Origin of the sequence: Rhizobium viscosum (genome assembly GCF_014873945.1) — a bacterium.
In the GTDB taxonomy this organism is placed as follows: Bacteria; Pseudomonadota; Alphaproteobacteria; order Rhizobiales; family Rhizobiaceae; genus Rhizobium; species Rhizobium viscosum.
On sequence record NZ_JADBEC010000002.1, the window covers coordinates 2,022,910 to 2,041,901 of the forward strand.

Genomic DNA, 18,992 nt, shown 5'->3' on the forward strand with positions numbered 1-18,992 from the left:
TCTTCGGTGCCGCTCCGGCTAGCCCAACACTTCACTGTCTCTGGAAACGCCAGCAGATGCGCGGTACTGCGCCGCGAGCTTCCGGCAGGCGCGCAGGGTCAGGGCCATGACGGTCAGGGTCGTACCCGCAGTGCCGCCACCGGGAAAGGCGCTGGCGTCGGTCACGAGAAGATTGGGCACGTCCCAGCTCTGGTTCCAGCCGTTGAGGACGGAATTTTCCGGCGAGGTGCCCATGCGCGCGCCGCCGCTTTCATGAATTGCGGCACCCATGCACATGGTCTTTCGGAACCATTTGCGGAACAGGAAACGGCTGAGGGGATCGGCATCCGGGAAGGCCCCACGGCCCATTTCCCTCAGGCCAAGGGGTGATCCGATAAAGTCGAGTTCGCCGCCGGCACCTTTCACCATGTCGATCAGGGTCTTTTCCTGCCGGCGGATCAGCGCCAGTTCGGGCTCGTGCATGACGCAGCGGATGTGCGGCACCGGAATGCCCCAGGCATCCTTGCGGCTGGCATCAAGGGTAATGCGATTGTCGGCGTGCGGCAGCATCAGGCCGAAGCCGAAGAAGGCAAGGCTCGACGGCTCGTTGTCGCCCACCGGCGCGCGGCCGACACTGCCCTGATAGGCGAAGTCGCCGCGCGACGTCCTTCCTTCTACATTGTCAAAGCGCGGCACGAAGATCCCGCCTGACGGATTGTAGAATGGGTCCTGCGGCGCCGATTCGTCATGCGACCAGCCACGGGCGGGCGGGAAGATGCCGAAGGCCAGGCAAGGCAACTGGTCCATGAAGTAGCGGCCGAGCGTGCCCGAACTGTTGCCAAGCCCGTTCGGGTGCTTTGAAGATGCCGAATTCAGAAGCAGTCGAACGCTTTCGATCGGCGAGGCGCAGAGGACGACGTTTTCGGCACGCACAGAGTGAACGGCGCCGGAATTGCGATCGATATATTCTGCGCCCGTTGCCCGGCCCGTCCTCGCATCCGTCGAAATGCGGCGCACGATCGCATCGTGACGGATCGTCAGATTACCGCTTGCGAGCGCCTCGCGCAGCGGGCGCGGCACGCGTTCGGCGTCCGGCGCGATATAGCGCCAGGAGACGACATGCCGTTCGGGCGCCTGGCTTTCGACGGTCTTCTTGAAGAGCTCTTCGGCCGGCGTCAGCCCGGCAGGGCGGGAATAGACGCCGTCCGGCAAGGTTGAGACATGGTCCTGATTGCCATAGAGGCCAAGATGGCTTTCTGCCTCGGCATAGAAGGGTGCGAGTTCGTCATAGGAAACGGGCCAGTCGACGCCGCGACCGCTGCGGCTCTCAATCTTGAAATCATCGTCGCTCCAGCGCAGCAGCACGCGGCCGAAGCTGTGCAGGCGTCCGCCCGACTGCCGGCCGCGGATCCACAGGAAGGGTTCGCCGCGCGGCGTGGTGTAGGGGTTCTTCCGGTCGTTCACGAAGAAGCGGCTGAAGCGCTCGGTGAAGAAAGCGGCGCGCGCCTGAACCGGCTGACCCTTGATGGTTGCCCGCGCCCGCTCCCAGATGTTGATGGCGCTTGCCGGCGGTTTCTTGCGGGTGGGATCGAAGTCTTTCTTGCCGATCTCAGGCCCAGCTTCGAGAAGCAGGACGGACAGACCATTGGCAGTCAATTCCATGGCAGCAAAGGAGCCGGCCGCGCCGGAGCCTATCACTAGCGCATCATACACTTTCTCAGACATGTCGTTCAAAACCTGGCTTTATCAATGGATTGGGACGGGCGGGGTGATCTCTCCGCTGCCGGCAGAGCACGGCTCAGAGGCGATTGCCGTCCTCTGCAAAAAGGGATGCCCTGGAGAGATAGAGACCGATGCCGATGACATCGCCCGGCTGGAGCGTGAGATCGCCCATCACGCGCAGCGACAAGGTCGTGTCTTTCCAGGTGAGCCATACGATCGTATCGGAGCCCATCGGCTCCAGGACTGAGACGGTTGCCGGAAGCGCGGCGTCCCCGGCATCCGGGCGAATGCCGAGATGCTCCGGACGCATGCCAAGCGTTGCAGGCCCTGGTTTCGGCGCAGAAGCGAAGCCGTAGCCAGTCATATCGAGGACAAGATCGCCCGCCTTAAACAGCACCTTGTCGCCGTCCCGTTCGATGCTGCCCTGGATGAAATTCATCGAGGGGGCGCCGATGAAGCCGGCGACGAAGAGGTTGGCCGGCCGATGATAGATCTCTGCAGGCGTGCCCAACTGCTGGATCACGCCCTCCTTCATGATGGCAATGCGGTCGGCAAGGGTCAGCGCCTCCACCTGGTCGTGGGTGACGTAGATCATTGTGTTGCCGAGCTGCTGGTGCAGCTTCTTGATCTCGACGCGCAGCTCATTGCGCAGTTTGGCGTCGAGATTCGACAGCGGCTCGTCGAACAGGAAGACGTCAACTTCGCGCACCAGCGCGCGGCCGATCGCGACACGCTGACGCTGGCCGCCGGAAAGCTCGGCCGGACGGCGGTCGAGCAGCTTTTCAAGATGGAGAAGCGATGCCGCCCGCTCGACTCGGCTGTCGATCTCCGGCTTCGGCAGGCCCGCGACCCTAAGGCCGAAGGAAAGGTTCTTGCGCACCGTCATGCGTGGATAGAGCGCATAGGACTGAAACACCATGCCGATGCCACGGTCCTTCGGCTCTTCCCAGGTAACGTTTTCCCCCGAGATCCAGATTTCCCCGTCGGTGATGTCGGCAAGGCCGGCGATCGCGTTCAGCAAGGTCGACTTACCGCAGCCGGACGGGCCAAGCAGGACCAGAAATTCCTTCGGCGCGATATCGAGCGACATCTGCTCGATCACCGTATGGTCGCCGTAGCTGATCTTCAGGTCCTTGATGGAAACAGCAGAGTTCATTCAGCCTTACCCCTTGACGGCGCCGGCCGCGATCCCGCGGACGAACCAGCGTCCGGACAGGAAATAGATCGCGAGCGGAATGATGGCGGTGAGGATGGTGGCCGCCATGTTGACGTTGTAGTTGCGCTCGCCCATCGTCGTGTTGACAATGTTGTTGAGCTGTACGGTCATCGGCAGATTGTCGCGTCCGGCAAAGACGACGCCGAGCAGGAAGTCGTTCCAGATGCCCGTGAACTGGAACATCGAGGCGACGACGATCATCGGAAGCGCCATCGGCAGCATGATCTCGAAGAAAATCCGCCAGAAGCCGGCGCCATCGACGCGCGCTGCCTTGAAGAGTTCTTCCGGGATGGTGACGAAGTAGTTGCGGAAGAGCAGCGTCACCAGCGGCAGACCGAACAGCACATGTACGAGAATGATGCCGCCGAGGCTGTTGTAGAAGCCCATCACCGCCATGGCGCGTACCAGCGGATAGAGAAAGATCTGGTAGGGCACGAGTGCCCCGGCCATCAACAGCCCGAACATCAGCCGTCCGGCCTTCGGGCGCCAGAAGGAGAGTGCATAACCGTTGATCGCGCCGATCAGGACGGAGATGACAACGGCCGGTACGGTGATCTTCACCGAATTCAGGAAGCCCATGCGCACGCCGGTGCATTCGCTGCCGGCACAGGCGCCGGCCCAGGCCGTCTTCCAGGCGGTGAAATCCAGGTGCAGCGGCAGCGCGAAGATCTGCCCCAGCCGGATTTCGTCCATGGTCTTCAGCGACGTGACGATCATTACGTAAAGCGGCACGGCGAAGAACAGCGCGGCAGAGATGAGGAAGGCATAGAGGCCGATGCGCGCCACGGTGATCTGCGTCGGCCTGGGGCCGCGGGGATGGGTCATAGCGTTCCTGCCTGGCGCCGGGCGCGGATATGTTGGGCATAGCGGAAGGGAGTGACGATGATCAGCACGGTCAGAAGCAGGACCGTCGCCGCGGCCGTCGCAAGGCCGAGATTTTGGCGCTGGAACAGATTGTCCATGATGAATTTCGCGGGCACCTCGGTCGCCGATCCCGGCCCGCCATTGGTGAGCGCCACGACGATATCGTAGGTCTTGATCACGCCCATGGAGAGCAACATGCCGGCGGCGGCAAAGGCCGGCGTCAGTTGCGGCAAGATGATCGAAACATAGGTTCGCCAGACAGGAATGCCGTCGATGCGGGCCGCGCGCCACTGCTCGCCATCGATGCCGCGCATGCCGGCCAGTACCAGGATCATGACGAGGCCCGCGCCCTGCCAGAGGGCGGCGATTACCACCGCATAGATCGCAAGATCCCGGTTGATGATCCAGTCGAAGGTGAAACCCTGCCAGCCAAGCGCACGCACGCTTGCCTGAATGCCAAGCGTCGGGTTCATCATCCATTGCCAGATCAGGCCGGTGACGACGAAGGACATCGCATAGGGATAGAGGAAGATCGTCCGGAAGGCGCTTTCGAAGCGCACCTTGCGATCGAGAGCGGCGGCAAGGAGAAAGCCGACAAACAGGCAGCCAAAGACGTAAAGCACGCCGAAGATGATCAGGTTCTGGAAGGAGACCAGCCATTTGGCGGTCTGAAACAGCTTGGAATATTGCTCGAACCCAACGAAATTCCACGACGGGAACAGCCGCGAATTGGTGAAGGAGAGGGTCACCGACCAGACCATGGTGCCGAGATAGACGACGACCACCGCAGCCCAGGTCGGGATGAGAGCGATGAGCGCCGCCTTCGAGCGGTTATGCTTCCGTTTCATCAGAGCGTCTTTGCAAGGGGCTTCGAAAGTCGCCTGCACCGGTGTTGCGGGGCAGGCGACAGGCTTGTCCGATCTTACTCGAAGATCGCGGCGAACTGCGCGGCCGATGCATCGATATCGGCGGAGGGATTGGCCCAGAATTCGCCAATGAAGTCTGTCAGAGCGCCCACCTGCTCCGGCGTCGTGGTGATGGCGTGTTCGGGAACGATCTTGCCGTCGGCCATGAAGGCCATGCCCTTCTGGGTGCAGGCGTCGAACTTGGACTTGTCGACATCGATGCGGGCCGGGATCGAGCCCTTGTTCAGCGAGAATTCGACCTGAATTGTGGGGTCCATGACGACCTCTGCCAGCAGCTTCTGCGCGGCATCCTGGTTGGCGTCGTTCGTCTTCAGATAGGCGAAAGCGTCGGAGATATAGATCAGGCCCGGGGAAGCGGGAGAGATGGCGCAGCCGAAATCCTTGTCGGCGACTTTGCCGGCTGCCGTGAACTCCCCCTTGGCCCAGTCACCCATGAACTGCACCCCGGCCTTGCCGGTGATGACCATGGCGGTCGCGTCGTTCCAGTTGCGGCCGGCAGAGCCTTCATCGACGTAAGCCCGCATTTTGCCGAAGATTTCGAGAGCCTTCTTGACGCCGTCGGAGGTCAGGGCTGCCTGATCCTTTTCGGCATAGATCTTCATGAAGCCGTCCATGCCTACCTGGGACAGGAGCACCATGTTGAAGACCTTCACCTCCTGCCAGCCTTGGCCGCCCCAGGCGATCGGCGTCAGGCCTGCGGCCTTCAGCTTGTCCATGTCGGCGAAGAAGGCGTTCCAGTCCTTGGGCTCTTCGGTGATCCCGGCCTTGCTGAAGGCGTCCTTGGAATAGAACATCCAGCTTTCGCCGTGGATACCGGTCGGCGTCAGATAAACTTTGCTGTCATAGGTGATGTAATCATAGAGCGCCTTCGGAAGCGCATCCTTCCAGTTGCCGGCTGCCGCCACGTCATCCATCGGGTTCATCAGGCCCTGCTCGATGAATTCGGCCGGGTCCTTGCCGACGACGACCTGCTTTGCCGTCGGGGGATCGCCGGCGACGAGGCGGTTTTGGAAGGCGGCATTGGCATTTTCGAAGCCGGCAATCGTGGAGCTTTCCCATACACCGCCGCGCTTTTCGAATTCCTTCTTGATGGCCTCGACGGCGCGGCCCTCGCCACCTGATGTCCAGGAGGTAAAGACTTCGGCCTTGAGTTTGTCGTCTGCATTCGCAAGACCGGCAGCGCCAAGCAGCATGGTACCGGCGAGCAGGAGCGTCATTTTCTTCATTGTTCCACCTCTTGAATAGGCCCTCTTTGCGGGGCCGTTTGGTTGCAAGCTACGGTTAGCGATAGATCGGCAGCAGCGCCTGCCGCACGAGGGTCAGGCCATTGGCAATGTCGCCAATGGGATCGACGGCGGCGTCGAGTTCGAGAATTGCCCAGCCGTTGAACTGGCGATCGCGAAGCAGGCGGATCCAGGCCGGCCAGTCGACGCGGCCAAGGCCGAAGCCGCAGAAATAGGGACGGTGGCGCTCGTGGATGTCGGCACCAACAGGCGTGTCGGCCGGCATTTTGCCGATCGCATCCTTCCAGTGGGCGATGATCATGCGCTCGTGATGGCGATCGACGAGCTGGATCGGGTCGGAACCTTCAAGAATGATATGCGCCGTGTCAGGGCACATGTGTACATAAGCCGGATCCGTCAGCAGCATCAGCAGATCGACGTCGCGGGCAGCCGCAAAGATCGAATGGGCTTCCGTATGTACGGCGAGCTTGACGCCCTTCTTGTAAAGGATGGCTCCGAGCCGGTTCAAGAAATCGGCAATCACCCTGGCCTGTCCGAAATCGCGGAAACGAACAGGCTCTTCACCCGGCGTCTGACGCATCGGTGCGCCAATGACCATGACGTCGCCGCTGCACGCCTTGATGAAATCGGCATATTGTTCGGCCTTGGCGATGATAGCGGCTTGCGCCGCGGCCTCCGTGAAATCACCGGATGCTTCGAGCTCGGCGAAGAAGCCGGACGCGAGCTGGAGTCCTCGGGCAGAAAGTTCGGCGCCGAAGGCTTCCACAGAGCCATAGGTCTTGATCGCATCCTGCCAGTTGAACGGCGAGAAGGTCAGCTCGACGCCGGTCACGCCCGAGGCCTGGATGCTGTCGAGGATCTTGTCCCAGAACTGCCGTGGATGAGACTTCGCATGGTCAACGATCGCGTCATAGCTGTCGACGCCCCAGAAGCCCGGATGGAAGAAGGTGACCAGGTCCACACCAAAACGCAGATTGTCGCTCGCGGGCATTATTCAGTCCCCTCCATCCAGGCATAGCCAATCCGTCGCGAAGAGCGTCTCTCGCGTCGAATTTTATCCAGTGAATTCAATGTTCTGGCAATTGGCAATCGATTGCCATGCCTGGATATTAGTCAAGCCGATAAAATATGCAACGCTTTTCTTCGAGTTTTTGGCAATCGTTTGCTATAACGGGATTCGTGAGCCGACGAGGGTTTGGTTGCACCGGGCTAAGTGGATGGAACGATGAAGAAAACCGAGGATAGCCTATCCACAGAGGGATCATCCGCCCTCATGGCCGATGTCGCACGTCTGGCTGGTGTCGCAACGTCCACGGTCAGCCGCGCCCTGGCCAATCCGGGGCGGGTCAACGAAAAGACCAGAGCAAGGATTGCAGCCGCAGCCGAACAACTCGGCTATACGCCCAATGCGGCTGCCCGCAACCTGCGCGTCGGCAAGTCGAACGTGATCATGATCATTCTGCCGGGCTCGCTCCACTACGGCGCGTCCCAGATCATTCCTCAGGTTCTGGAGGCGGTGAACCGCACGGTTATCCGCAACGGCTACAATCTGATGATCGCCAACCTCGACCGCGACGAAAGTTCCGAGCGGCATATCCTTGATCTTGCCTTCGGAGGGACGGTAAGGGGCGCGCTGATCCTGTCATCGCAGTTGCCGGTGGTCGCCAACAGATCGCTTGCCGAGGCGGGACTGCCGATCGTTTCGCTTCTGCTCGACATGAGCGACACCTCTGTTCCGAGCATCATCACCAACGACAGACAGGCTGTGAAAGAGGCTGGTCGGGAACTCCTGGCGCTCGGGCACCGCCGCTTCTTCTATATCGCCGGTCCGACGGGAAACTATCACGACATCGAACGCTATGCCGGTCTTCTCGAAGCCTTGCAGGAGGCGGGACTCTCCGAACGGCATGTAACGCGCTCCGGTGGCCAATTCACCTTCCAGTTCGGCTTTGAAACGGGTCTGCAGGCTGCCGAGGACTTTGCAAAGCTCGACGAAAAGCCGACCGCTGTCGTGGCGACGAGCGACGATATGGCAATCTCCTTCATGAGCAAGGTTCAGAAGATGGGATGGCGTGTGCCCGAAGACCTGTCGATCGTCTCGTTCGACGGATCTCCGGTCTGCGAATATTGCGCGCCTCCGCTCTCGACGATCGAGCAACCCATGGAGGCTCTCGGGGAGACCGCGACAGAATTCCTGATTGCCAGGATGGAAAAGTCGGACGAGAGGCGAGAACTGCGCGTCGTCATTCCGAGCCGGTTCATTCGCCGCGACAGTATCGCGGTGAACTCAAAATTGGCGACCTGACTTTATTTTGACGCGAAGCCGCGTCCTGAGCGCCGACTGCGATCGGATCCCCTCTCGGAATTGTTGGGATGCAGCTTTCGGCAGACCGCATCGGCAGGCTCCAAATCACCTGCCGGGTCCCAGTCCGTTCCGGCGAGCATTGCTGCCGCGCCCACCAATCTTGGATGAGAGAGTGTTCAACGATCTCTGGTAAAACACGGCTGAGGCATTGGCCGCAGGGCCGATCAGTGCAGCTCGATATTCATGTTCGCGGGCAGCGGCTCCAGACCGGGAAGATCGGCATCCGTCGCCCTACGCAGCTCCCGCGTAACTGCCGTCAATGCCATGTCGAGAGACTGAGCGCCCAGTTCGATCTTCAAATCTTCCGCCAACGCCTTTGCATAGGTGATCATCCGAGCCAAAGCCATGAGCTCGTCAAGATCATCCATGGCTGCCGCCGCTGCGTGCTGAAGCTTTCCCGACCCTATGACCGACATATCAATTCTCCAGATTGTGTGGAGGAGCATAGGGACAGTTCGATACTAAAGTGCGTGAAAAACGCGTGAAACACTTTATGAGTGCAATGGGATTCAAGCTTTTGAGCGGGCTAGTTGTTCCGACCAAAGCGTGGTTTTCCTAAATTCCCAATGGCGATTTATTGGCACGCGCTGATCATCCGCGTCACGAACAGCTTCGAGGAGAGCCAGGGCATCGATCCGCTTTTGATCGATTGCGTGGGTCTTCAGCATGGTCAGCCAATGCTGCTTTTGCGATGCCGGTATTGCCGCACATGCGCGAACGATGATAGCCCAGCTTCTCTTCTTGAAGAAGAGGTTTGCGGCGGTTTGTTCGAGAACCAAGCGAAAGGCTCTATCGAAGAGCTGCAGCCTTTCCATCTCGTCCAGGGTGCTTCTTACATTGACCATCGGCACGGTCAGCGGTCTGCCGCCCAGTTCCATCGGTTCATGCAGAAGCGCGACATCTGCGTCATCGACGACGGTTCCGCTGACATAGTCGTTGAAAATCCGGCCAACGCCGATCATGCCAAACGCTTGGCATTCGGCAGCGCGCAGGGCTCCCATACTGGCCGCGCCGAGGACCGTGACATTGAGGGAAAGGGCGAAGAGAATTTCCTTATGCCAGACAGGGGCGGTATTCTCAAAGCCGCCGTCGACCAGGCCTATGATGTTGGCGCCAGCTTCCACCGCCCTTAACACGTCTCCCTGAACAGCGGGCGGTTGGAGAACGATATCCGTCGCGGCGTGGCTTGCTGCCTCAGGCAAGCTCGGTCCGATGAAGACGATCTTCACGCGCGCATGGCCCTTGCAAGGGCACGTTGGCCGAAACGACGGAGCCTGTTACCCTCGGGGTTCTCAAGATCGGGTATGAATATCTTCACCACCGAAAACGGCAGGTTCGCAGGCGTCAGGGGGAGGGCAATCACCGAGCCGATCCCGCTGGCGCGAAGTCTCGTCAGTAGTTCGTGCAATAACACGGATATGTTCCTGGCCGGTCTTCTGACGGCGGCCGCAGATACAGAAGCGGGAACGGCAAGAAAGGCACTGCGGGTTTGTGCTGGAAGCGGCGTCGCGAACAATTCGGGCCAGACATCGTCGCGGGCGCCGCTGATATAGGTCAGTCTCGACTGAAGCGCTTCCGTTACGGCGCGGATTGCCGCCCTCACGGCCCAGGGATGAGCGCCGCTGCCGCCGGTGACCTCGACAAATCGGAGCGGCACTTTGCCGTTGACCGCTGATGGGGCGACGAGCGCTGTATAGCAGGGGATACCGATATCGCTCGTGATATCGAAGAGTTTCAAGATGAGCCCGGCGGCCTCGATCCTGTCGATCAGGCCTGAGAGAGCGGCGTCGGCAAAACTTCTCGGATCGGCGCAGCATGCGTGGCGCTGGTCATCGCTGCCGATCTGCCACAGGACATGGGCATCGCGCTCGATGCGCTCCAGGATGCCGTGAAATATTGCCTCTTCCAGCGTGTTGCCGGAGGCAAGCCCATCCGACGACATCCAGAACCGGTTCTGCCGCGTTCGGTCGAGGAGGGCTGCATCCTGCGGAACATGGATCGGCTGGTCGTAAAGCAACTCGGTTGCCAGGCTCCAGATCAACTCCTCGTCTTCGCCCACGATCTGTTCTCCGGCGGCGATCAAGCAATCGAGCGGTTCGGCGCAATCGCCGAGGCGCCGCAGATCTCGTGCCGACGAAACCGTGGTGGTGGTGATCGGCTCACCCGCCACCGCGCGCTCCAGCGCTTCCATCGCCGCCGACACCTTGGCGTCGATATCTTCAAGTCCTTTGCCTTGGGCGATGACAATGGAGCGGGAGTTTGGCGCGTAGGCGCACCAGACCGGAAGACCGACACAATCGAGATCGGTCTGTCGTGACAGGCGTGTGATGCCCATCGCCTCCAAATAGGGAGCAACACGGGACAATGTGTCCCGCGGCGCAATTGTTCGGTCGGAGTAGAGGTCGGAATGACCGGTCAGCGTCGCGCGCCTTAGCCGTCCACGTGGCCGGAGAAGACTGTATCAGCCGAGGAGACGGCAATTGCGAAATCGACATTCTTGATGAATACGCCGCCGGCATCGCGCTGCTTGACGGCTGCCGCCAGATCGCCGCTGGCAGGCACCTGCACCGGTGTTACGGTGCCTGCGGCGATATCCACGAGCCAAAGTCCCTTTTCGCCCGTTACGCCCAATACAACAACTTTCGCCATAGTATTCTCCTTCAGGTTTTTGAAAATCCGGCCTTGAAAAGACCATCCCGGTAAAGCTCTTTTTGCCACTGCTCCTTGAAGGGCACCAAGGCGAGCCATTTCTCGACCTCGAAAGCAGGATTGAGGAGTTCGGCGCGCTGCCGATAAAACTGTGCCCGTTTTCGATCGCCGATCATCGCGCAGCTGGCCGCCGCAATGCGATAGGCCGGCGCCTTGTCCTTCATCCGATCGACAAATCCGAGCGCCTCTTCGTAGCGCTCAAGGAAGTAGCTCGCCCCGGCTGCACACCAGAGATAGGCGTCGGGTGCGATCGGGTTGAGCGAGATCGCTTTCTTGATTTTCTCCAGCGCATCTTCCGGCCGCGACGCATGAACCAAAGTGTCCGCGTGGCTATAGATCACATCGGCATAATGCGGGCTGAGGCTTTCGGCGAGGTCAAGTGCTGCAACACTGTCATCGACAGCACCCCGGTAAAGCTTCGCCACGCCAAGTTCCCGATGCCCGGCTGCCGATTCTAAATCCCTCTCTATTGCGCGAAGCGCCTGATCTTCCGCGAACTGCAGCAGGGCGGGATCGCCTTGCGCAGTCAACAGCCACTCGCTGGTGAACGTCCGCGCCAGGCCTGTGAAAGCAGGAGCATAGTTCGGAGAAAAATGCAGTGCGCGCTTGAAGGATTTCCGCGCACGCCGGATATCCGGCAGGCTAAGCTTGGTGAGTAGGCCGGCGCCGACGAGATAGGAATGATAGGCCTGCGGATCCCCCTCGTTGCGAAGGCGAATGCTCTCGTTGCGCTTCAATTGCCCTGAGACGGCGTCGGCAAGCTTCTGGGCGATCAGGCGCCTCTGCGTCGGCAGCGTTTCGACCGCCATGTCAAATCGGGCTGCCCATAAAATCTCGTCGGTTGGAAAGTAGATGAGCTGCGCATAGAGCCCCTCTCCGGAAAGCCGTGTGTCCAGGAGGTAGGAAATCGAATGCCGTTGAACGATGGTAGCCTTGTCGGAGTCGCGGCGGATCTGCTCGGCCGTATGGGGTGCGACGACGGATATGTTGCGCAGGGCGCAGAGCTCGATCGTGACATCCTCGATCAGGGCGTCGGCAATTGCCGCCTCCCGTGTCAGCGCCGCTGCACCCGGGGGCAGCAGTACCAGCCGCGGTGCTGATGTCGCGGTTATGATTTGCGGCATGCCGGCGTCTTGTTGCTCGGCAATGCGGCTGCTTGCCATTGCGACGGCTCTCGCCACCTGCGGCCGGCGTTGCGAATGATCGTCTGCCGTGCCACGGAGGATCGAGCGGATTTGCTCGTCACCGGGAAAGGCTTCAAGAAGTTGAAGTCCCGAACGGCGCAGAAGGCGACGTTCCTCGTCATCGCGGACATGATCCGCAGCCCTGACGAAAATGTCCCTCAGGGTGAGGAGCTGCAGCTGCCGCTCGCGCTCGATCCATCCATCGATTGCCCTGGTTGATGCGTTCAGACCGGGAATGAAGCCACGTTGCACGAGATCGCTGACTGCCGCCAATTGCGCAACCGGCTGCTCTTCCCGGCGCAATATGTCGAGATCAACCGATAGGACGTTCTTGTTCAGGGTAACGAAAGGCGGCCCGAAATTCAGGATCTGTTCGTCGGACGTTGTCGTTGCGTCGCGAATGCGTGAAATCAGCTTCCGCAAATTGAGATCGGCAAGATGATCTCCCGTTTCGTTCCACAAGAATCGCGCAAGCTCTTGCCGGCTGCGCTGCTGATCCGGCGAGCAATGCAGATAGGCGAGCATCACGAGGGCTTTGACCGGATAACGGATCGGCGCGCCCAAGCCGTCTGTCAGTCGCAACTCGCCAAAGGTCTGGAGGTGAACCACAAAAGGCCTCAGGCGCCGGTTTCGGGATGAATGATGTCGTCGCTATCTGGCTGTGCGCTCCTGGCCAGGCTCTTGGCAAGGGCAACGAGCTTCTGCCGGATAGCCGGGCTCTCTATCGCCATGAAGGCGCGGTTGAGGGCCTGGGCATCCTTCGACGCCAAAAACGCGTTCAGATCATCCTTGCCGTTGCCGACAAGGTTATAGGTGGTCGGCTCGGTGTCATTTTCGAAGAAGAATTGAACGGGCACGCCCAATGTCTCGGCGATCGTTTGCAGCCGGCTCGCGCCAATGCGGTTTATGCCTTTTTCATACTTCTGGATCTGCTGGAAGGTAACGCCGATCCGTTCGGCAAGTCCGCCCTGCGACAGCCTGAGCAGCTTGCGGCGCGCTCGTACTCTGCTGCCGACATAGGCATCAATCGATGTGGGCGATTTGGCCTTCATGGCTGGAACCTCCGCTCGCGGAATGATCATTGCGAGGTTTGCGCCAAAATGCAACCGAAAGTAATATAATAATTTCTGTGATCAGCGCTGCGACGCTAGTAACATTTGCTGAAATTTAGATTTTCTGTATCGGAAGCATTCGATTGGCAATGCTCGAATAAAGCATGAGAGGAAAGGGATCAGGTTGGAACGGCAAAGCCTGCAAGAGCTTCCCCCCGGTCCCGCTTTCCAACGAGGAGAGCCAAGGCGTTTTTCCCGCTGGATATATGCGCAAGAAAGGTGCCCGAAATTCGTTTGCGGATAAACTTCGCTTGCTATTGGGCCCGGGGGCAGATTGATCAGAGGCCTTGCCGGATCTGGATTGGGCACTGTAGGGAAGGTTCTGCACGGAGAAGGTCATGGGCAGGACAATCAAACGAGACGCAGATCTCCTCATCACCGATGAGAAAGAGCCGGTGAAACGCAGACTGCGCGAACGAGGCGCCGCGGAGCGACCGGCGGAGCTCGACAATTTCCTGAACTTGCTGGCCCGCGCGATGCTGCATCCCTCGGCCTCGACGATGGCGAGCTTTGTCGCAGGCAAAGTCTTTCAAAAGCTGGAACGCACGGGAACGCTGCGCGACAAGCGGCTCCACGATACCGGAATACCTTCCGGTCTCGAGGCGGCTCTTCAAAACGCAATCGCTGCTCGGGATATTTACGCCGAGGTGGCGCAGAGCGTTTGGCGTCTTGCCGAATCGCTCGTTTGGATCAGAGGCAGGAGTGGACCATTTGCCAGCCTGAATTTTGAGAGGGCCCATGCACACAGCGTGATTGTTGGCCCAGGCGGCCTGGAAGACCGGGCGGATATCCGGGTCGGCCTCACTTACATGGAACCCTACAGCCGTTTTCCGGATCATGTGCAGCGGTTTTCAAGGGCCTTCCTGCTGCTTTCTCCCTGCGAGCTTTCGATCGCCGGGGAGAGCTGGTTTTCGACCGGAATAGGCGGCGTCTTTGCCGCTGAAGCGGGCCAGTCATTTGCCATGCGTTGCACCACCACTCCGCTTCTTGCGGTCTGGTGTCACGTTGAAGAGAGCGGAAGGTGAAGAGCAGCAAATTTTCCGAGCTGCCCGCGCAGGGTGTTTCTCTGTCGCAGTAGCGCTCCAGATAATAGCAAGGCGAAGGCACATTGATGCCGGCAAGCCGCTAATTGAGGGAGACGTTCCATGACTGCACCGCATCCTCCAAGAACCCATATCGGCAATCATCCCCTGCATCCGGAAACCCAGATGCTGAATTATGGCTATGATCCGGAACTCTCCGAAGGCGCGGTCAAGCCGCCCGTCTTCCTGACATCCACATTCGTTTTCAACTCCGCCGAAGACGGTCGCGATTTCTTCGACTACGTCTCCGGTCGGAAAGAGCCACCGGAAGGCAAGGGCGCTGGTCTTGTCTATTCGCGCTTCAATCATCCAAACAGCGAGATCATCGAAGACCGTCTGGCGGTCTACGAGCGAGCCGAGAGCGGCGCGGTGTTTTCATCGGGCATGTCCGCCATCGCGACGGTACTGCTCGCCTTCGTCCGTCCGGGAGATGCCATCCTCCACTCACAGCCGCTTTATGGCGGGACGGAAACCTTGCTTGCGAAGACCTTCCTCAATTTTGGCGTTGCCGCCGTCGGCTTTGCCGATGGCGTCAGCGAAGTCTCGGTAAAGGCTGCGGCCGAGGAGGCAATGGCCAAGGGCCGTGTCTCGGTCATCCTCGTCGAGACGCCCGCAAACCCGACCAATAGCCTTGTCGACATCGCACTGATCCGGCGGGTCGCCGATGAGATCGGTCGGAAGCAGGGTCATACACCTGTTGTCGCTTGCGACAACACGCTGCTCGGTCCGGTCTTCCAGCGCCCGATCGGGCACGGCGCAGACATTTCCCTCTATTCCCTGACCAAATATGTCGGCGGCCACTCTGATCTGATCGCCGGGGCAGCACTCGGCAGCCGGGCGTTGATCAAGCAGGTGAAGGCGCTTCGCGGTGCTATCGGCACGCAACTCGATCCGCATTCGTGCTGGATGCTCGGACGTTCGCTCGAAACGCTGCAGATCCGCATGGAGCGGGCCGACAGTAATGCCAAGGCGGTGGCGGATTTCCTGAGGCAGCATCCCAAGGTCGAGACGATCCATTATCTTCCATATAGCGATCCCGATTCCGCCGTCGGCAAGACATTCGCGGCCCAGTGCAGCGGTGCGGGTTCGACATTCTCTTTCGATATCCAGGGCGGCCAGCCGGCCTCGTTCCGGTTTCTGAACGCGTTGAAAATCTTCAAGCTTGCCGTCAGCCTCGGCGGAACGGAATCCCTGGCATCGCATCCGGCGACCATGACGCATTCGGGCGTACCGGCCGAGGTGCGCCAGCGCATAGGTGTCCTTGATGCAACTATCAGGCTGTCGATCGGTATCGAACATCCAGACGACCTCATTGCCGATCTCACCCTGGCGCTCGATGCGGCGTAAGCCCTGTCGTCAATACAGAACCATGTTGGCCGCATCAGCGCCAGGACCGATATCGGTTGGCTTGCGGTCATTTGTTATTCTTCGTCGATCCCGAGGCGCCTATGAATCCTGGCTCTCGGATCGTCTCGCAACACTAACCGTGCAAACTGCCGGACCTTTCAATGATGGCGTCGCCTGAGACATCAGCGGCAGCTCCGCCACCCGATATCTTCTGCGCCAGGCGTTTGACTGCATCGCCGAGGTCGGCGATCAGGACATGGCATGCAGGAACGACGACGAGCGAGAGGACTGTTGAAACCACCAGTCCGCCAATGACCGCGACAGCCATGGGTGCCCTGAACTCGCCACCGATCTCGTGGCCGAGAGCCGCCGGTACCATGCCAGCTACCATTGCCAGCGTCGTCATGATGATCGGGCGCAGCCGCTCGGCGCAGGCTTCGATGGTCGCCTCGGTGCGCGGCAGGCCCGACCGCTCGAGCTCGATTGCGAAATCGACAAGCATGATCGAGTTCTTCACGACGATGCCCATCAGCATGAGGATTCCGATGACGACCGGCAGCGACACGGGATGGCCGGTGACGAAGAGGGAGGCAACGACACCTGAAAGCGCAAGCGGAAGAGGAGTGACGATCGTCAACGGCGTAAGCGGGCTGCCGAACAGCAAGATGAGCACGACCACCACAAGGCTCAAGCCCGCGATCATTGCGAAGGCAAAACTCGTAAAAACGCTGTCCTTGGAATCGGAATCGCCGGTTGCCCGCATTTCGACCTCCGCTGGCAGCGCTCTGACGGAGGGCAAGTTCTTGAGCGCTGCGATGCCTTCGCCTTGCGTGATCCCTGCCGCAAGGTCCGCGCCGATTTCGACCCGACGCCGACGCTCCATGCGATGGATGACGGATACGCTTTCGCTTTCCTCCAGGCGTGCGACTGCCTCGAGCGGAACGAGAGTTCCCGACGACGTCATGACCCGTAATTGTCGCAGCTTCTCCGAACGGTCTATCCCGGCATCTTCGACGAGCGTGCGGATCGGGATCAGCCTACCGCTGTCCTTGAATGATGGCAGCCTGGAATCGGCATCTCCCAACGTCGCGACCCTGATTGCTGTTGCCACCTCTCTCGCACTGACGCCAAGATCGGCAGCCCGCTCCGGCGACACGACCACCCCGAGTTCCGGCTGGCGCGTCGCTTCCGACGAAGCCGGATTGACGAACATCGTGTTGGAGCGCATTTCGGTCAGGATTGCCCGGGCGGCCTTCGACGCCTGTTCACCATTGGCACTCAGGATTGCGAACGACACATCCCGGCCGCCGCGGTCGTTGATGAATTCGAAGCGAAGGTCGGGAACGGCCTTCAATAGAAGCTCGGCCTTTTCCTGGATTTGCTCAAGCGGAAGCTTGCGCTGGCTACGGTCTGCAATGGACATCACGATGGTCGACTTGCGGATATCGCGCACGCCGTCGGGCCCTGATCCGGCGCGCACGAACACGGTCTTGATATCCTCGATCCCCTTGAGACGACGGGCGACCAGATCGCTCACCTCCTCATTGTCGGCAAGCGTCGAGCCTGGCGGCAGCTCGATCGACACCGTGATCCGGCCGGTATCCTGCGCCGGCAGAAACGCGCTCGGCAGGGAACCAGCAAGCAGGATCGTCAGGGCAAAGAGGACAACCGCCAGCCCGGCTGTGATCCATCGCCATCTGATGGCGACGCCGACGAGCGCGCGATAGCGCGCAACCAGTCGCCCTTCCGCGCGCGCTTTGCTCGGCGAGGTCAGAAGATAAGCAGCGATCAGCGGGGTTACCAGCCGCGCGACAAGGAGCGAGAAGAAGACGGCGATCGCGACCGTAAGGCCGAACTGTCGGAAATATTGGCCTACTTCGCCGGGCATCATACCGACAGGAGCGAAGACGGCAATAATGGCGGCCGAGATGGCAATGACGGCGAGGCCGATCTCGTCGGAGGCGTCGATCGCAGCCTTGTAGGCGCTTTTACCGAGGCTTTTGTGGCGGACGATGTTCTCGATCTCGACGATGGAGTCGTCGACGAGAATTCCCGTCACCAGCGTGATCGCAAGCAGGCTCAGCATGTTGAGCGAGAAGCCTGCCAGTTCCATCACCCAGAAGGTCGGGATCGCCGAGAGCGGCAGGCTGATTGCGGCAATAAGCGTGGCGCGCCAGTCGCGCAAAAAGAGGAAGACGACGACCACGGCAAGGATGGCACCCTCGATCAGCGTGCTGCGGGCAGACAGAAAGTTTGCCAGTGTCAGCGTGACGCTGTCGTCGACGATTTCGAACTGCGTTCCAGGTCTTGAGCCGGCTATTTCCTCGAGAGCCGCGGCAACTTTTTTGGCAACGTCGACGTCTCCCGCGCCCGTCGCCTTGTAAACCGTAAAGCCGATCGCCGGCTCGCCGTCGAGACGCGCGAAATCCTGCCGCTTCTCCCTCGTATCGGCAACCACAGCGACATCGGAGACAGAGACGCTTTTTCCCTGCGGCAGGGTAAGACGAATGGCCCTGAGTTCGTCGAGGGTTGAAACGGCTGCCTTGGTCGCCACCGTCATGTCCTGCGCGTCGACACTGCCCCGCCCGGACGGCAGATTGAACTGGCTTGCCGCGATCTGATCGCTGACCGAGGCCGCCGTCAGGCCGAGAGGTGCGAGCCTTTCCGCCTTCAGGAGAACATGGATTTCACGGTTGACGGTGCCGACAAGTTCGACGCGGCCAATTCCGGCCAGTCCCTGGAGTTTTCTCACGACGACGTCGCTGATGAAAAAGGACAGATCTTCAGCCGACATCGAACCGCTACGAGCCGAATAGGTGACGACCGGCTGGTTTTCGGAATCGATCCTGTCGATGACAGGTTCATCGATGGCCGCCGGCAGTCGATCGCGGATCTTCGTGACCGCGTCCCTGACGTCTGAGACGGCACGGTCGACCGGCACGCCGATTTCAAACTCGACCTTTGTCTCCGATCGACCTTCCGAAATCGTCGACTCGATATGCTTGATATCGGGAAGGGCCGCGACGCTGTCCTCGACGAGCCTGGTGATCTGGATTTCGATCTGGTCCGGCGCTGCAGCGGGTTCTTCGACGGTCACGCCAACTGCCGGGACGTTGATGGCCGGAAAATAGGTGGTCGGCAACGTTGCATAGCTCTTCAGTCCGAGGCCGGTGAGGATGACGAACAGGAGGATAACGGGCAGCGGTGTGCGGATCGCCCATGCGGAGATGTTCATCGGATGA

16 protein-coding genes are annotated in these 18,992 nt (G+C 60.2%); 3 read left to right on the top strand and 13 right to left on the bottom strand.

Features of this window, described 5'->3' with window-relative positions:
• Positions 1-18: 18 nt before the first annotated feature.
• The 6 genes from H4W29_RS30270 to H4W29_RS30295 form a co-directional block, all read right to left on the bottom strand.
• Positions 19-1,704, bottom strand: a complete 1,686-nt coding sequence (locus H4W29_RS30270) for a GMC oxidoreductase (RefSeq protein ID WP_192732444.1) — start codon at positions 1,702-1,704, stop codon at positions 19-21.
• Positions 1,705-1,777: 73 nt separating this feature from the next.
• Positions 1,778-2,857: an ABC transporter ATP-binding protein gene (locus H4W29_RS30275; protein ID WP_192732445.1), complete on the bottom strand. Its 1,080-nt coding sequence runs from the start codon at positions 2,855-2,857 to the stop codon at positions 1,778-1,780.
• A gap of 6 nt (positions 2,858-2,863) precedes the next feature.
• Positions 2,864-3,742 (bottom strand): carbohydrate ABC transporter permease, encoded by an 879-nt coding sequence (locus H4W29_RS30280; RefSeq protein WP_192732446.1) that lies wholly within the window; start codon positions 3,740-3,742, stop codon positions 2,864-2,866.
• A complete protein-coding gene (locus H4W29_RS30285; protein WP_192732447.1) occupies positions 3,739-4,629 on the bottom strand; it encodes a carbohydrate ABC transporter permease in 891 nt (296 codons plus the stop codon). The genes H4W29_RS30280 and H4W29_RS30285 overlap by 4 nt, the downstream gene beginning before the upstream one ends.
• Before the next feature lie 74 nt (positions 4,630-4,703).
• The gene (locus H4W29_RS30290; RefSeq protein ID WP_192732448.1) at positions 4,704-5,933 is read right to left on the bottom strand and encodes an ABC transporter substrate-binding protein; all 1,230 of its coding nucleotides are present in this window, start codon (positions 5,931-5,933) and stop codon (positions 4,704-4,706) included.
• 55 nt (positions 5,934-5,988) lie between these two features.
• Positions 5,989-6,942, bottom strand: a complete 954-nt coding sequence (locus H4W29_RS30295; RefSeq protein WP_192732449.1) for a sugar phosphate isomerase/epimerase family protein — start codon at positions 6,940-6,942, stop codon at positions 5,989-5,991.
• A 234-nt stretch (positions 6,943-7,176) separates the two neighbouring features.
• Between H4W29_RS30295 and H4W29_RS30300 the strand changes: the two genes are divergently transcribed.
• Positions 7,177-8,256: a LacI family DNA-binding transcriptional regulator gene (locus tag H4W29_RS30300; protein ID WP_192732450.1), complete on the top strand. Its 1,080-nt coding sequence runs from the start codon at positions 7,177-7,179 to the stop codon at positions 8,254-8,256.
• Positions 8,257-8,480: 224 nt separating this feature from the next.
• Here the strand turns inward: H4W29_RS30300 and H4W29_RS30305 are convergent, their stop codons facing one another.
• The 6 genes from H4W29_RS30305 to H4W29_RS30330 all read right to left on the bottom strand — a co-directional run bounded on the left by H4W29_RS30305 (position 8,481) and on the right by H4W29_RS30330 (position 13,261).
• Complete coding sequence (locus tag H4W29_RS30305) at positions 8,481-8,732, bottom strand: hypothetical protein (RefSeq protein WP_192732451.1); 252 nt, start codon at positions 8,730-8,732, stop codon at positions 8,481-8,483.
• A 93-nt stretch (positions 8,733-8,825) separates the two neighbouring features.
• On the bottom strand, positions 8,826-9,545 hold the full coding sequence (locus H4W29_RS30310) for a TfuA-like protein (protein ID WP_192732452.1): 720 nt from the start codon (positions 9,543-9,545) through the stop codon (positions 8,826-8,828).
• A complete protein-coding gene (locus H4W29_RS30315; RefSeq protein WP_192732860.1) occupies positions 9,542-10,699 on the bottom strand; it encodes a YcaO-like family protein in 1,158 nt (385 codons plus the stop codon). The genes H4W29_RS30310 and H4W29_RS30315 overlap by 4 nt, the downstream gene beginning before the upstream one ends.
• Before the next feature lie 47 nt (positions 10,700-10,746).
• On the bottom strand, positions 10,747-10,965 hold the full coding sequence (locus H4W29_RS30320; protein ID WP_007815536.1) for a hypothetical protein: 219 nt from the start codon (positions 10,963-10,965) through the stop codon (positions 10,747-10,749).
• An 11-nt stretch (positions 10,966-10,976) separates the two neighbouring features.
• Positions 10,977-12,818, bottom strand: a complete 1,842-nt coding sequence (locus H4W29_RS30325) for an AfsR/SARP family transcriptional regulator (RefSeq protein ID WP_192732453.1) — start codon at positions 12,816-12,818, stop codon at positions 10,977-10,979.
• A gap of 8 nt (positions 12,819-12,826) precedes the next feature.
• Complete coding sequence (locus H4W29_RS30330) at positions 12,827-13,261, bottom strand: helix-turn-helix domain-containing protein (RefSeq protein WP_192732454.1); 435 nt, start codon at positions 13,259-13,261, stop codon at positions 12,827-12,829.
• Between the two features lie 398 nt (positions 13,262-13,659).
• Here H4W29_RS30330 and H4W29_RS30335 point away from each other — a divergent pair, with 398 nt between their 5' ends.
• Positions 13,660-14,346, top strand: a complete 687-nt coding sequence (locus tag H4W29_RS30335; RefSeq protein ID WP_192732455.1) for a dimethylsulfonioproprionate lyase family protein — start codon at positions 13,660-13,662, stop codon at positions 14,344-14,346.
• A gap of 120 nt (positions 14,347-14,466) precedes the next feature.
• Complete coding sequence (locus H4W29_RS30340) at positions 14,467-15,750, top strand: cystathionine gamma-synthase family protein (protein WP_192732456.1); 1,284 nt, start codon at positions 14,467-14,469, stop codon at positions 15,748-15,750.
• 133 nt (positions 15,751-15,883) lie between these two features.
• Here H4W29_RS30340 and H4W29_RS30345 read toward each other — a convergent pair whose 3' ends face one another.
• Positions 15,884-18,985, bottom strand: a complete 3,102-nt coding sequence (locus H4W29_RS30345; protein ID WP_192732457.1) for an efflux RND transporter permease subunit — start codon at positions 18,983-18,985, stop codon at positions 15,884-15,886.
• Positions 18,986-18,992: the final 7 nt, after the last annotated feature.

Excerpts from the sequence above, each read along its gene's own strand:
- H4W29_RS30275 (WP_192732445.1), bottom strand. The coding sequence starts at position 2,857 with ATGAACTCTGCTGTTTCCATCAAGGACCTGAAGATCAGCTACGGCGAC.
- H4W29_RS30305 (WP_192732451.1), bottom strand. The coding sequence starts at position 8,732 with ATGTCGGTCATAGGGTCGGGAAAGCTTCAGCACGCAGCGGCGGCAGCC.
- H4W29_RS30290 (WP_192732448.1), bottom strand. The coding sequence starts at position 5,933 with ATGAAGAAAATGACGCTCCTGCTCGCCGGTACCATGCTGCTTGGCGCT.
- H4W29_RS30295 (WP_192732449.1), bottom strand. The coding sequence starts at position 6,942 with ATGCCCGCGAGCGACAATCTGCGTTTTGGTGTGGACCTGGTCACCTTC.
- H4W29_RS30270 (WP_192732444.1), bottom strand. The coding sequence starts at position 1,704 with ATGTCTGAGAAAGTGTATGATGCGCTAGTGATAGGCTCCGGCGCGGCC.
- H4W29_RS30330 (WP_192732454.1), bottom strand. The coding sequence starts at position 13,261 with ATGAAGGCCAAATCGCCCACATCGATTGATGCCTATGTCGGCAGCAGA.
- H4W29_RS30320 (WP_007815536.1), bottom strand. The coding sequence starts at position 10,965 with ATGGCGAAAGTTGTTGTATTGGGCGTAACGGGCGAAAAGGGACTTTGG.
- H4W29_RS30335 (WP_192732455.1), top strand. The coding sequence starts at position 13,660 with ATGGGCAGGACAATCAAACGAGACGCAGATCTCCTCATCACCGATGAG.
- H4W29_RS30285 (WP_192732447.1), bottom strand. The coding sequence starts at position 4,629 with ATGAAACGGAAGCATAACCGCTCGAAGGCGGCGCTCATCGCTCTCATC.
- H4W29_RS30340 (WP_192732456.1), top strand. The coding sequence starts at position 14,467 with ATGACTGCACCGCATCCTCCAAGAACCCATATCGGCAATCATCCCCTG.
- H4W29_RS30300 (WP_192732450.1), top strand. The coding sequence starts at position 7,177 with ATGAAGAAAACCGAGGATAGCCTATCCACAGAGGGATCATCCGCCCTC.
- H4W29_RS30345 (WP_192732457.1), bottom strand. The coding sequence starts at position 18,985 with ATGAACATCTCCGCATGGGCGATCCGCACACCGCTGCCCGTTATCCTC.
- H4W29_RS30280 (WP_192732446.1), bottom strand. The coding sequence starts at position 3,742 with ATGACCCATCCCCGCGGCCCCAGGCCGACGCAGATCACCGTGGCGCGC.